Source organism: Alteribacillus sp. HJP-4, assembly GCF_042139015.1.
Taxonomy (GTDB): domain Bacteria; phylum Bacillota; class Bacilli; order Bacillales; family Marinococcaceae; genus JBHIKY01.
Window position 1 is genome coordinate 24,491 of sequence record NZ_JBHIKY010000010.1, and the last position, 13,722, is coordinate 38,212.

Annotated in this window: 12 protein-coding genes and 1 pseudogene; 10 read left to right on the forward strand and 3 right to left on the reverse strand. The window is 40.4% G+C overall.

Going from position 1 to position 13,722, the window contains the following annotated elements; genetic code table 11:
- Positions 1-49: 49 nt before the first annotated feature.
- The 4 genes and pseudogenes from ACE4RR_RS11205 to ACE4RR_RS11220 all read left to right on the forward strand — a co-directional run bounded on the left by ACE4RR_RS11205 (position 50) and on the right by ACE4RR_RS11220 (position 4,747).
- Positions 50-865, forward strand: coding sequence for a uroporphyrinogen-III synthase (locus ACE4RR_RS11205; RefSeq protein WP_375535511.1), 816 nt, complete (start codon positions 50-52; stop codon positions 863-865).
- Between the two features lie 842 nt (positions 866-1,707).
- A pseudogene (fdhA, locus tag ACE4RR_RS11210) lies at positions 1,708-2,910 on the forward strand (formaldehyde dehydrogenase, glutathione-independent).
- A 316-nt stretch (positions 2,911-3,226) separates the two neighbouring features.
- Entirely contained in the window at positions 3,227-4,348 is a 1,122-nt protein-coding gene (locus ACE4RR_RS11215) for an NlpC/P60 family protein (RefSeq protein WP_375535512.1), read from the forward strand.
- A gap of 57 nt (positions 4,349-4,405) precedes the next feature.
- Entirely contained in the window at positions 4,406-4,747 is a 342-nt protein-coding gene (locus tag ACE4RR_RS11220) for a hypothetical protein (protein WP_375535513.1), read from the forward strand.
- 119 nt (positions 4,748-4,866) lie between these two features.
- Here ACE4RR_RS11220 and ACE4RR_RS11225 read toward each other — a convergent pair whose 3' ends face one another.
- Positions 4,867-5,382 (reverse strand): cupin domain-containing protein, encoded by a 516-nt coding sequence (locus tag ACE4RR_RS11225; protein WP_375535514.1) that lies wholly within the window; start codon positions 5,380-5,382, stop codon positions 4,867-4,869.
- A gap of 331 nt (positions 5,383-5,713) precedes the next feature.
- Between ACE4RR_RS11225 and ACE4RR_RS11230 the strand changes: the two genes are divergently transcribed.
- From ACE4RR_RS11230 to ACE4RR_RS11240, 3 genes are all read left to right on the forward strand, one after another.
- Entirely contained in the window at positions 5,714-6,592 is an 879-nt protein-coding gene (locus ACE4RR_RS11230) for a carbon-nitrogen hydrolase family protein (protein ID WP_375535515.1), read from the forward strand.
- 17 nt (positions 6,593-6,609) lie between these two features.
- Positions 6,610-7,275, forward strand: a complete 666-nt coding sequence (locus ACE4RR_RS11235; RefSeq protein ID WP_375535516.1) for a GNAT family N-acetyltransferase — start codon at positions 6,610-6,612, stop codon at positions 7,273-7,275.
- A gap of 228 nt (positions 7,276-7,503) precedes the next feature.
- Complete coding sequence (locus ACE4RR_RS11240) at positions 7,504-9,279, forward strand: L-lactate permease (RefSeq protein ID WP_375535517.1); 1,776 nt, start codon at positions 7,504-7,506, stop codon at positions 9,277-9,279.
- A gap of 60 nt (positions 9,280-9,339) precedes the next feature.
- Here the strand turns inward: ACE4RR_RS11240 and ACE4RR_RS11245 are convergent, their stop codons facing one another.
- The gene (locus tag ACE4RR_RS11245; protein WP_375535518.1) at positions 9,340-9,801 is read right to left on the reverse strand and encodes a hypothetical protein; all 462 of its coding nucleotides are present in this window, start codon (positions 9,799-9,801) and stop codon (positions 9,340-9,342) included.
- 98 nt (positions 9,802-9,899) lie between these two features.
- Entirely contained in the window at positions 9,900-10,190 is a 291-nt protein-coding gene (locus ACE4RR_RS11250) for a hypothetical protein (RefSeq protein WP_375535519.1), read from the reverse strand.
- A gap of 83 nt (positions 10,191-10,273) precedes the next feature.
- Between ACE4RR_RS11250 and ACE4RR_RS11255 the strand changes: the two genes are divergently transcribed.
- From ACE4RR_RS11255 to asnB, 3 genes are all read left to right on the forward strand, one after another.
- Positions 10,274-11,128: a CvfB family protein gene (locus tag ACE4RR_RS11255; protein ID WP_375535520.1), complete on the forward strand. Its 855-nt coding sequence runs from the start codon at positions 10,274-10,276 to the stop codon at positions 11,126-11,128.
- A 165-nt stretch (positions 11,129-11,293) separates the two neighbouring features.
- Entirely contained in the window at positions 11,294-11,494 is a 201-nt protein-coding gene (locus tag ACE4RR_RS11260) for a cold-shock protein (RefSeq protein ID WP_375535521.1), read from the forward strand.
- Between the two features lie 257 nt (positions 11,495-11,751).
- Positions 11,752-13,650, forward strand: a complete 1,899-nt coding sequence (gene asnB, locus ACE4RR_RS11265; RefSeq protein ID WP_375535522.1) for an asparagine synthase (glutamine-hydrolyzing) — start codon at positions 11,752-11,754, stop codon at positions 13,648-13,650.
- The last annotated feature ends 72 nt before the right edge of the window (positions 13,651-13,722 follow it).

The window sequence follows — 13,722 nt, forward strand, 5'->3', positions numbered from 1 at the left end:
GGAAAGAGTGTATGTATACTAATGATAAAACTAGAGAGGAGCGTTTGATTTGACCAAAGGATTAATGGGCAAAAAAATAGCTATTGCCGGATCTCGAAAAACCGAAGAAATTACTGCTCTTATTGAACGCCAGGGTGGAGAAGCCTTACTCCGGCCTCTGCAGGGCACTACTTTTTCACGGGAGAAAGAGCTCGCTCCTGCAATAACAAAAATGATCGAAGACAAACCTGATTGGATTATATTAACGACAGGGATGGGCACAGAAAAATTGATACAAACCGCAGAGGCCGCTCATTTAAAAACAGAATTCCTTGACCTCTTACGCAGCTCAAAGATTGCAGCACGAGGATATAAAACAATCAATACATTGAAAAAACTTCATATATCAATTGATGCAGAAGATGATGACGGTACCACTGCCGGTTTGGTAAATGCCTTAAATGCGGTCGATTTTAGTAATGCTCTCGTGTATATTCAACTGCACGGGATCCCTTCTCCAGTTCTGAAAGGATTTTTTTCAGAACAGGGGGCGTCAGTTGAGGAGATTCTACCCTACAAGCATACCCCTCCTGAACCGGAAGTTCCCGCAAAGCTTATGGAGGAAATTTTCGGAGGGTTCGTGGATGGTGTGTGTTTTACCACTCAGCTGCAGGTACATTCATTATTTTCGTTTGCGAAGGCAGAAAATAAGAACGTGGAATTGAAAGATTTATTTCAGAGCAATGTATTAGCTGCTTCAGTAGGTAAAGTTACGACGGAGGCACTTTATGAAAATGGTGTAACGCGGGTTGTAGCTCCAGAGCATGAGCGCATGGGGGCGATGATTATGGAGCTTTCAAGGTATGCAGCAGAAATGAAGGAATAATCAATATGTCTAAGAAAGATTATCATTGCTGTGCCACCTGTATCTGGTTTGAAACCAAAAAACCACAGGGGAAGAAAGCATATCACTCATGTATCAGGCTCGGCTTTGAAACAAAATCACATTACAAATTCAACTGCTGGGAGCCAAGAGACTCCATAAAGAAAAAAATGAAATACCAGTAAGAGGCTGGGACAAATGTAAATTATTTATTGCAAAATCCAGACGTTTCTATTGAAACTGTCTGGATTGTTTGTTAAAAATGAAGTTTTCATAATTGCTCCGTCAAAACGCTTCGCTTTCCGCGGGCACGGCTCAAGCCATAGGCAGAAAGAATACTGCCTGTGGAGTCTTGAGACTCGTGCTGTTCCGCGACGCACCGGACGTGCTAGTGTCGATGTTGGCCACGTCCTGTGCGTCGTGGGATAAGCTATATATATGATTACGCCTCTACACACATAAGAGATGGTTGATTAGAGTGGAGCAAACGAGACGCCTGCGGGAAAAGCATCGGCTGAAAATCCCTCAGGCAGCGTATAGCGGCCGAGGAGGCTGAGACCAAGCCCATGGCGTTCGCATGAAGCGAAAGTCGAATGGTATTGATAAAATATCTTTTAATATTCGTAAATATTGTTGTGAAATTTACTTTTAAAATTTATTCAAGTATAAAAGGAAGTGAAAAACAAAGAATTTTCGCTGTTTGACTTGGCGAGAGAATAAGTTTTTCTTTAGTACAGACAGGGTATGGCATTGAAAGAATCAGGAAAATTCTAAATATTTATTACATTTTGACAAATGGTGATGGAGTGGAGAAAAGCATATCAATATAAATAAGGAGGGATCGTATGAACAACGCAGTTGTGTACAAAGGAGCAGGGAAGGTGGAAGTAGAAGACATTAGTTACCCGGAACTTATTTTAAGAGACGGACCAGGGGTTCCTGCATCGAATGTGAATCGAAAGTGCGAACACGGCGTGATCCTTAAAGTAGTGACCACAAACATTTGCGGCAGCGATCAGCATATGGTAAGAGGGAGGACCACGGCTCCTGATAGTGCTGGGACATGAAATCACAGGAGAAGTAATTGAATGCGGCAGAGACGTTGAATTTATACAAAAAGGGGATATTGTATCTGTTCCTTTTAATATAGCCTGCGGCCGCTGTCAAATGTGCCGGGAAAGGAAGACGCATATTTGTGAAACTGTAAATCCGGAACGTCCGGGTGCAGCCTACGGCTATGTTGATATGGGAGGCTGGGTAGGAGGACAGTCAGAGTATGTGATGGTCCCATATGCTGACTTTCAATTATTGAAATTTCCGGATAAAGATCTTGCTATGGAAAAAATTCTCGATTTGACGATGCTTTCAGATATTTTCCCTACCGGATTTCATGGAGCTTATACCGCGGGTGTGCAGACTGGCTCCACCGTTTATGTCGCGGGGGCCGGCCCAGTAGGCCTTGCGGCAGCTCATTCAGCTCAGTTGCTTGGAGCGTCCACAGTTATTGTAGGTGATTTGAATGAAGAAAGATTGCAGCAGGCTGAAAGCTTTGGCTGTGAAACGGTTAACGTAAAACAACATGATAATCTGGGCGAGCAGATCGACCAAATCTTGGGAGAGCCTGTGGTAGACAGTGCCGTCGATGCAGTTGGATTTGAAGCATCAGGGCACGGCGAAGGCGCGGGAGAAGCGCCAGCCACCGTGTTAAACACAATTATGGATGTAACTAAAGCAGGAGGCAGGCTGGGTATCCCCGGGTTATACGTAACAGAAGACCCTGGAGCAGTAGAAGAAGAAGCAAAAGTAGTTCATTAAAAATTCGATTTGGTTTAGGTTGGGCAAAGGCCCATACATTCGTAACCGGTCAAACCCCTGCTATGCAGTATAATCTCGGTTTAATGAAATCAATATTATCCGGGAAAGCCCAAATTGCAAAAGCTGTTAATGCCACCTTAATTTCTTTGGAGGAAGCTCCAAATGGATATCAGGATTTTGATAAAGGAGCTGCCAAGAAATTTGTGATCGATCCGCACAGTTCTGTGCGCTGACACAAAAAATGTAATCGTTAGTCTCAAAAGCCCTCTAATAATCATGAGCTGGGATCTTTTAGATCCCGGCTCATTTTCTATGTATTATAAAATTCCAGCTTTCACAAAATTAATTGGCAAAGTATTAAGCTTTTTTCTGATATTCCCTTTTCAAGTTTTCCTAACAGTATATGTAATGAGTCTTTTGAACTGTATTTGACTTATTGTTTTCAAACTTTTTTCATATATAACTAGATTTTTGACCTATTATTCGGTAAAATTTTTAGTATATATTACATATTATTAACAATAATTCCACTATTGCAAGGAGGAGACTGTGAAAAAAATACCACTAATCTGTATAGCTGCTCTGTTACTAATAACGGCCCCCAACATTGGATATGCTGAGAATGAAGATGATTACAGCGGGGACGAACGGGTAAATCGGACTTCATTTATTGATGTTCCCGGGGACTATTGGAGTGCAGACTCCATTGAATTAATGAGGACAAAAGAAATATTTAATGGATATGATGACGGGACATTTAAACCATTAAACGATGTTACTTGGATGCAGACGATTATTACTGCAGTCCGGATGCTGGATTTGGAAGATAGAGCATTCGCAGTAGATCCATCTGTAAGTATCAATATGCCGGGTGCTGGCAGCTACTTTTACAGTGACAGAAATGACTGGGCTAAAGGATATGTTGCCGTCGCACTCGAAGAAGGAATAGTCAAAGAAAATGAATACGTTGGTGGAAATGCTTCTGCTGAACGTATGTGGGTGACAAAGGTACTGGTCCGGGCTTTAAACCTGGAGAGAGAGGCACTTTCAACCAATGAAAGCACCACTTTTACAGATGATTCAGAAATTATTGAGGAGGAGCGCGGATATGCAGCTGTTGCGAATAAGTATGGAATCGTCACCGGTAAAAAAGACGGGAGTTTTCAGCCTGATGCTCATATTACAAGAGCTCAGATGGCTACTGTTATGGATCGTGCCCATCAAAAGTATACTGAATGGAATGATCCAGAAAATGCCTTCACAACAAATATCTTATCAAAAGATGCGGGAGCACTCGTCGATAAAGTTATTAAAACAGGTGAAAGCTATCAGGGGGCTCCTTATTTATTTGGTGCAGACCCTGGGCAAACGGAAGAATTCGATTGTTCTTCTTTTACAAAACGTATATTTGAAGAACATGGCATTGAACTGCCGAGAGTTTCCAGAAACCAGATAGAGGCCGGTCTGCCGGTTCCTGAACTGTACTTAACAAGGGGAGATCTGGTATTTTTTGATACAGATGTTGACGGTATTATTAATCATGTCGCGATATATATTAATGAAAATTCATTATTACATGCCACGAGAACACTTGGCGTAAACTATACTGAATATACCTCATATTGGAGAAATGCTTTTGTTGGAGCAGTCCGTGTCGTTGAAGATGAATAAATAGTTTAAAGTTTCATAAATCGGCTATTATAAAAGTAAAGAAGGGAGTGGTCAGCATTGAAAAATGTACAGGCTTATTTCTTTACAGAAAATGATGCGGAAAGTGCAAAGATAAAATTACAGTCTTTGAGAGTAGAAGATATGCTCATCGACAGCATACCGGAAGAAGCTGACAGAACTATTCTTGTTCCAATCCAGTCCTCAGGATCAGGTTCTTCCGGGGCGGGCCCGATTCCAGCCCCGGTAAATGTTGACAGCGGGGAGAAAGAATCATTATTTAAAGTCTCATCCGAAAGCCGCGATTTAAATTACATTCTTCAATTTAATGTTCATGAGGAAGACTATTCAGCAGTGATGGACGTGCTGAGAGAGAAAAATGCACATTTGGAAAGGTCTTAATAAGTCTGTTACAACAACCAAAGTGAAGGAGGCAATCCCTATTGGAAGGATTTGCCGCTTCATAAAGTATCTTGCAAATCGCTTCCGACTATCACTTATTGATAATCGGAAGTGTTTTTTTAAACTTCAGAACCGTTATGTCCCACCTTCCATAGTTTAGTCAATGGCCCTTCTCTTCCAAAAACAGGGTCAGCATCAGGTAAAGAAACCTCGGTAATATCTTGTATTTCTTTTTCACTATAAGCTGTTTTCATGTTATAATCCGCTCCTCCGGGATAGGCCCCAATCACTTGAAAATTAAAACTCTCGTCCATTTTTTTGTGCCCTGTACCTGCCGGCAAAACAATTACATCACCCGCAGCAACATCAAAGGTAGTTCCTTTCTTTCCTCCAATTTTAATTTTAGCCTCTCCGTTGGCAACTCCCAGAACTTCATGAGCATTACTATGAAAATGATGGTAGTCTAAAACACTTCCCCGCCAGCTGTTCTTCCAATAGTGCTTATGAAATATGGCTTCACACTCTGCAGGGTCTTCTTTGAAAGCACCTCTATAAAATAATACCGGTAAATGCTCGTTATTAGGCATATCCTGTTCCTTTTTAAATAAAAACGATAAGACATTTTCTTTTTTCAATACTTTCCCCTCCTATTAATATTATGGGTGGACTATTTGATGTGCTCTCTGTTTCTGTTTCTAAGCATCATTCACAAAGAGACTCTATTCCTTCACTTCCAGTGAATATTTAGTCACTTTGAGAAATATGATTTAGATATTCCATGAGTCTATTATTTAATATCCTGTGCAAATAAGAATTAAACGCATAAGATATAGAGCTACAATAAGATAATAAAAGCAATAAATTTTTCTTGCTTTCCATAAAAAACGGTATTAACATAGATAAGAGTGAGGAAATAAGAGTATATTAACGTATTATAAACCTCATACGATCAGAGGAGGGATATACATGAAATATCGTGTATCTGCAGTGCAATACCACCTTCATTCCATTCCAAACTTTGAATCATTTGCTGCTCAGGTAACAAATTATGTAAAAACCGCAGCAGAATATGAAGCGGACTTTATATTATTTCCCGAATTGTTTACGACCCAGCTGCTCAGTATCCCCAGAGAAGACGGCAGCAGAATATCCATAGAGGATTTAGATGATTACACGGAACGTTATTGTAATTTGTTTCAATCTCTTGCTATTGAAACAGGGGCTCATATAATAGGCGGAACTCATATTACTAAGAAAAATGAGAAACTATATAATATTGCCTACCTATTTTACCCTGATGGGCGTATAGCAGAACAAGCAAAGCTTCATATAACACCTACAGAAAAAGAAGAATGGAACATTACTCCTGGAGAATCACTTCAAGTGTTTGACACCGAGAAGGGGAAAATTGCACTGCTGACGTGCTATGATGTTGAATTTCCAGAGGTTGTTCGAATGGTTCGGGGGCTTGGCGCAGATGTATTGTTTTGTCCTTCTTGTACAGATGACCAGCATGGTTATTATAGGGTTCGCTATACGGCTCATGCAAGAACGATAGAAAATCAACTTTACGTTGTGACCACTGGTACAGTGGGCTCGCTTCCGACTGTTGATTTTATGAGAGCAAACTATGGGCAGGCTGCAATTATTACACCAAATGATATTCCATTTCCACAGCATGGTCTTTTAATGGAAGGGGAGCGTAATGGAGATATGATCATTACAGCTGATCTTGACCTTGAATTACTGTATAATGTAAGGGAAAAAGGATCGGTCACGACTTGGCGCGACCGCCGGTTTGATCTATATCCGGATGTCGGTGGTCAAATCGTAATGATCGATTAACAGGAGGCCATAGTAACATGGCATATCACAATCAATTTTTTATGAAGAATGAGAATAAGTATTTTCCAGTATCGATCCGAAATTATACGAAAAATGATTTTAATGAATTGATTGAAATTCAAAGAGAAAGCTTCCCGCCGCCATTTTCACCAGAACTGCTCTGGGATAAAGATCAGCTCTCAAATCATGTCACCTTCTTTCCTGACGGAGCGTTATGTGCTGAGATCGAAGGCACGCTTGCTGGCTCAATGACGGCTCTTATTGTTCAATTAGACACAGCGGATGTTGAGCATTCCTGGGAAGAAATGACAGATGATGGATTTATCCGTAATCATGATCCAAATGGTAATACGCTGTATATAGTAGATATTTGTATTAGACCATCTTTTAGAAATTGGGATCTTGGTAAAAAAATGATGCAGGCAATGTACGAGATAGTCGTGCATCATCAGCTCGATCAATTAATTGGAGGCGGCCGGCTGCCAGGATATCATAAAGTCGCTGAAAAAATGACACCGGATGAATATGTCAGGCAGGTTCTGCAGGGTGAATTAAAAGACCCAGTTTTATCGTTTTTACTAAGCTGTGGAAGAACACCGATCGGCATTGCGAAAAATTATATAGAAGACGAAGAATCGCACAATTATGCGGCAATTACTCGATGGAAAAATCCTTTTAAATAATATATTCTCACGTCAGCTGCTCTCTAAATATGGGGGGCAGTTTTTATTTCCACAAATAATTTTTAGAATATTATTGAATTTAAAGCGCTTACATAGTACTCTTTAATCATGAATAATATAATAATAGAAACTTAGTTGTTTAATAAGCAACAATAAGGAGGTGTGAACGCATCTATTAATTAGATTTACCTAATTATGGATTGAAAATATGTACCGGGGGGAGAGGTTATGAATACAGGAACATTAGCAATTATTTCTTTGATACCGATAATTGTAGTAGGTATTTTTCTTGTCGGTCTTCGCTGGCCGGCAAGTAAGGCGATGCCGCTATCCTATATTGTCGCTGTCGGGATAGCACTATTTGTATGGGGAGTACCTGGAAATACAGTGGCAGCAGCCTCAGTGAATGGGCTGGTAACAGCAGGAACCCTGCTGTTTATCATTTTTGGAGCCATTTTATTATTAAATACACTGCAGGAAAGCGGGGGGATAAAAACAATCCGACAGGGATTCACCGATATTTCCCCGGACCGGAGAGTTCAGGTCATCATCATTGCATGGCTGTTCGGTTCGTTTATTGAAGGGTCTGCAGGGTTTGGAACTCCTGCTGCAGTGGCGGTTCCGTTACTAGTAGGACTTGGTTTTCCAGCGATGGCTGCAGTAGTAGCAGGTATGATTATTCAAAGTACTCCAGTTTCCTTTGGTGCTGTTGGAACGCCGATGCTGGTTGGTGTACAGACCGGTCTTTCGGCAGATTCTAGTATCTCGAATGACTTTCTCGCTTTGACTACTCAGATTGCAGGGCAGGTAGCCATTCTTCATGCTGCCGCCGGCCTGTTGATTCCTTTATTCGTTGTCGCTATTATGACAAGATTCTTTGGGAAAAATAAATCCTTCTCGGAAGGACTTAAAATTTGGAAATTTGCATTGTTTGCCTCTGTCTCTATGACCATTCCATATGTAATTGTTGCAAATACGCTGGGTCCGGAGTTTCCATCATTAATTGGAGGGATTGTAGGACTGGCTATTGTCGTAACTTCAGCGAAAAAAGGATTCTTGATGCCGAAAGAAGATGATATTTGGACTTTTGATGAGCGTTCAAATTGGGATCCAGAATGGACAGGAAGCATGGAAATTAAAGAGGTAACGCACAGCTCAGGAAGTATGAGTATGATAAAAGCATGGTCACCTTATATCTTGATTGGGGTATTTCTAATTTTTACAAGAGTCCAGGTGTTCCCTTTTGTCGACTGGCTGCAGGCGTGGGTTATAGAATTGCCTAATATGTTCGGTTCAGACATTACAGCAAGCTTCCAGCCGCTATTTTCCCCTGGTACTATTTTTATTGTCGTGTCCCTGATTACGTTCTTCCTGCACGGGATGAACGCGGGAAGCTATAAAAGAGCATGGGGGAAATCAGCGAAAACTATGATAGCGGCATCTACAGCACTCGTTTTTACGGTACCAATGGTGCAGGTGTTTTTAAACTCAGAGGGGGGAGGATCCGGGTATGAAAGCATGCCTGTTGAGCTCGCTAACGGAGTAGCAGCACTAACAGGAGAATTCTGGCCGATTTTCTCCACATTTATTGGAGGAGTTGGTGCTTTCATAGCCGGTAGTAATACCGTCAGCAACATGATGTTTTCCCTGTTTCAATATGATGTCGGTTCACAAATTGGTGTTGACCCGACCTGGGTAGTTGCACTGCAGGCAGTAGGCGGCGCAGCGGGCAATATGATATGTGTTCACAATGTGGTAGCAGCATCTGCGGTGGTCGGCCTTGTCGGGAAAGAAGGAATTATTATACGAAAGACGATCATTCCATTTCTTTACTATGCAACTCTATCGGGAGCCTTAGGATATTCGATAGTTTGGTTCGGTGAAAAGGGGCTCTTCAATATCGGTACATTAATTGTGGGATTGATCGCTCTGACAGCAGCTTATATTATTGCTACAAATCGTAAACGCATGGATGTTATCCAAGACACTTCTCGCTCTGCGTAGTTATTCAGGACTGTCCCAACCGGGGCAGTTCTTTTTATAACTTTACCCTCCCAAATAACATTAAGAAGGAAAGACACTGATAATGTTAGCTTTGCTTTTCATTTTAAAGATGGACAAATCCTCGCAGATTAATTTATTGCTGAATGGAGAGAGATAGACAATGACAGCTTTTTTGTCTTTTATGGCCCAAACAGCAGTGGGACAGGGAATTTTATTCTTAACATGTGTGCTGTACCCAAAAAAGGGCGAAACGTGTTCCAACTCTTCAACGGCTGGAATCCTCCAGGAAGAACCAAGTTTATGGCAATGACGCTGTGCTTCGGTATATGAAACGATTTTGGGAATAAAGAAAAAATACATTTCTTTATCCGGAATATATACGGGAGCAGCAGCAAGGTCGGCACGGACGAACCGGCAGAAATTGCTTTCACAATATGGAACACGATTGATACTTTGTATTTTCCATAAGAAAAATTTCCAATTTTGTCTCCATTGCGTTAATGTCTTCTCGTTTCTGTTCACATATTTCACCTCCTTCTTTATGATATGTCCATCATAAAAAAGGGGGCAGGCGAAGTGAGAAAAATTAGAAATAAAAATTACTTATGCTCCAATCTGAATTATTTTTTCAATTCCGTAGTGATGACAAAAGCAAGCTCTTCATTTCCAAACAAGGATAATACGCCAAAAAGGGTCTCATCAGGAATAGTTTCCGATTCTTTTTTGGATACTGTTAATTGAACAGCTTCATGTAACTCATGGTTATCAACTTGGTCCGGATACGCTTTTTTATAAAGCTTAATAGGGTCAAGGTCATGATTTATACACCATTGAGCATATACCAGGATCATCATTTTTTCATCCTGCCTGTAGCCTTCAATTATTTTTTCTTCCATTTCTCTGCGGTTCATTGAAACTCTCCTTTGCGATAAGATATAACCTCATGCTAACATGATAAACAGAAATAATAGAACTTATAGAAAGCAGGATATCTATGATAGAAGTTGGGTTTATTGAGTCATTAGAGACTGTGAAAGAGAATAAACAAGGGTACTTGCTGCAAAAACAGAATCAGTTTATCGAACTTCCTCGTCAGGATGTAAAAGGCAGCATTGTTGTTGGAGACCAGATACGTGTGTTTGTATATACCAATAAAGATGGACGGATGACTGCGACTATGAACCTTCCTGAAGCTACACGAAAGAGCTACGGATGGGGAACCGTGGCAGATGTGCTCCCGAAATTGGGCGCTTTTTTACACATTGGCTTAAAAAAAGATATGCTCGTTTCTAAAGACGATCTTCCCTACTTTGAAGAAGTCTGGCCAATACGGGGCGACAAGTTATTCGTAACTTTGACTATGGATAGAAGTGGACGACTGTTCGCTAAGCCGGCTTCAGAAGATGTTATCTTAAAACAATCTGAAAAAGCAGCGGCCGATAAATTAGATCAACCGTTCGAAGGATATGTATACAGAACTGGAAAAGCAGGGACGTTCATTTGGACAACAGAGTATTATAGAGCGTTTTTGCATGAAAGTGAAAGAGAAAAAGAACCACGGCTCGGGGAGAGGGTCTCAGGAAGAATTATTAAAATTAAAGAAGATGGAACCATTAATGTTTCTCTTATGCCGCGAAAGCTTGAAAGCATGGATGCTGATGCAGAAGAGATTTTGATCCATCTTACAAGACAGGGAGGAGAAATACCATTCAGCGATAAAAGCAGTCCAGAGCAAATCAAGAATACCTTCCATATAAGTAAAGCTGCTTTCAAGCGTGCGATAGGAAGGTTAATGAAAAAGGATCTAATCGAACAGACTTCAAAAGGAACGATTCGATTTAAAAACTAAGTACCCTTGCGCGGCAATGAAAAAGATGGTAAAGTTACAGTACTTAATATTGTTCACGCTTCTTTAAGCAGGATAAAGGTTATTGACCTGATTCGCCTTACATCAAGTAGAGCAAGTTTAAGAATACAGATTGTATGCAAAAGCATACAAGGAGGAATAGTTAACATGGAACAAGGTACAGTTAAATGGTTCAACGCAGAAAAAGGATTCGGTTTTATTGAGCGCGAAGGTGCTGACGATGTATTCGTACACTTCTCTGCAATTCAAGGCGAAGGCTTTAAATCATTAGATGAAGGTCAAAGTGTTACTTTTGAAGTTGTTGAAGGTCAGCGTGGGCCACAAGCAGCGAACGTAGAAAAGCAGTAATTCATTTAAATAAAAATGAAAGCTTATAAAGATAAAACCGCCGGTTCTTAACTGGCGGTTTTATCTTTTTGTCGAAAGATTTACATGAGTCAGGAGTTTTTCTTTTCCATCATTTGGTTTATCATTCTATATGGAACTATTTATCAAAAAGTGTATGAAAATGTAAAAAATTATAAAAGAGTGGTGAAATTTTTTGTAACCAATTCTTTTTATTTTACGTTACATACGTGAGATATCTAAAGGAAGGTGCGATAAATATGTGTGGATTTGTAGCCTGTATACATGACCATCCTGTAGAATATGATGGGAAAGATTATATAGAAAAAATGAACGTTCAAATTAAACACAGGGGTCCTGATCAGGAAGGCTATTTTACAAGTGATCATGTTCAAATGGGTTTTAGAAGATTAAGTATTATAGATTTTGAAAATGGCCAGCAGCCTCTTTCCTATGAAAACGGACGATATTGGATCGTTTTCAATGGCGAAATTTATAATTACATAGAACTTAGAAAAGAATTAAAAGAAAAGGGCCTTCATTTTGAAACAGAATCAGATACGGAGGTGCTGCTTGCTCTTTATGCTGAAGAAGGAGCCGAAGCTGTTAAACGACTGAGAGGCATGTTTGCATTTGTGATATGGGACAAAGAAAGGAAACATGCCTTTGCTGCGAGAGACCATTTTGGTATCAAGCCGCTTTTCTATAAAGAAGAAGCTGGTAAAATCTTTTTTGCCTCGGAGAAGAAATCACTTCTGATGCTTGATATCAGTCAGCCCGTTAATTTACAAGCCCTTCATCATTATATGTCCTTTCAATACGTGCCGGAGCCGTATTCAATGACCATGGGAATTCAAAAAATAGAACCAGGTAATTGTGTATATAAGAACATCGGGGACCAATCATTCTCTGAATCGTATTTCAGACCTGTATTTCAGCCTTCTGAAAGTAATGAAAAGAGCTGGATTCATCAAATTAAAGAAGTCATGTCGGATTCAGTGGAGAAACATTTGCGCAGCGATGCCTCTGTTGGAGCTTTTCTCTCAGGTGGCATTGACTCTACAATTATTGCAGCACTCGCAAAAGAGGTTAAACCAGATTTAGAAACCTTTTCTGTCGGCTTTCAGCATGAAGGCTATAGTGAATTAGATATAGCTGAAGAAACAGCGGACAAGCTTGATATCAAAAATTACAGTAAAATAATCTCTGCCGGTGATTACGCTGAGGCACTGCCTAAAATTATGTGGCATATGGATGACCCGCTTGCTGACCCGGCCTGTGTGCCCCTTTATTTTGTAGCAGAGGAGGCAAGGAAACGTGTAAAAGTGGTATTGTCCGGCGAAGGTGCTGACGAATTATTCGGCGGCTACAATATTTACCGGGAGCCACAAAGTTTGTCCATGTTTCAATATATGCCGCTGGCTCTAAAACAGCTGTTAAATCGCATATCCCGTATAATTCCTGATGGGATAAAAGGTAAAAGCTTTATTGAAAGAGGTACCACTTCCCTTGAAGAACGCTATATCGGTAATGCTAACATTTTTTCTGAAAAGGAAAAGAAGCTGGTACTAACGAACTATCTGGCAAATTATCCGAATGACCTCATCACAAAGCACCTGTTTGCCGACACCAAAGAACAGCATTCGGTGAATAGAATGCAGCATCTTGATATATGTTCGTGGCTGCGGGGTGATATCTTAGTAAAGGCTGATCGGATGACTATGGCTCACTCCCTTGAATTAAGGGTCCCATTTCTTGATAAGGAAGTTTTTCAAGCTGCCTCTCAAATAGATCCTGCTCTGAAGACAGCTCAGGGAACGACAAAGTATATTCTGCGAAAAGCATTTCAGGGAATAGTCCCTGATCACGTGTATATGCGAAAAAAACTCGGTTTTCCCGTACCATTGAGACACTGGCTGAAAAATGAATTATACGACTGGGCAATCCATTTAATTAAAACAAGCCAGACCGATCAATATGTAAATAAATCCTATGCAGCAATACTCCTCGATGATCATTGTTTAAATAAAGGAGATAACAGCCGCAAGCTTTGGACGATCCTCTCCTTTATGGTGTGGCACCAGGTGTATATCGAAAATGTATACGATTCAGAACAATGGATAAAGGAACAACCGCTGAAAGCACATCTAATAGGATAAAACCGGAAGTAGAGAGGTTTCTATGGGTCATATTCCTGTTTATCATCAAAAAACATTACAGCCTAATTATAA

Excerpts from the sequence above, each read along its gene's own strand:
- ACE4RR_RS11230 (WP_375535515.1), top strand. The coding sequence starts at position 5,714 with ATGAAATATCGTGTATCTGCAGTGCAATACCACCTTCATTCCATTCCA.
- ACE4RR_RS11235 (WP_375535516.1), top strand. The coding sequence starts at position 6,610 with ATGGCATATCACAATCAATTTTTTATGAAGAATGAGAATAAGTATTTT.
- ACE4RR_RS11240 (WP_375535517.1), top strand. The coding sequence starts at position 7,504 with ATGAATACAGGAACATTAGCAATTATTTCTTTGATACCGATAATTGTA.
- ACE4RR_RS11250 (WP_375535519.1), bottom strand. The coding sequence starts at position 10,190 with ATGAACCGCAGAGAAATGGAAGAAAAAATAATTGAAGGCTACAGGCAG.
- ACE4RR_RS11255 (WP_375535520.1), top strand. The coding sequence starts at position 10,274 with ATGATAGAAGTTGGGTTTATTGAGTCATTAGAGACTGTGAAAGAGAAT.
- ACE4RR_RS11260 (WP_375535521.1), top strand. The coding sequence starts at position 11,294 with ATGGAACAAGGTACAGTTAAATGGTTCAACGCAGAAAAAGGATTCGGT.
- asnB (WP_375535522.1), top strand. The coding sequence starts at position 11,752 with ATGTGTGGATTTGTAGCCTGTATACATGACCATCCTGTAGAATATGAT.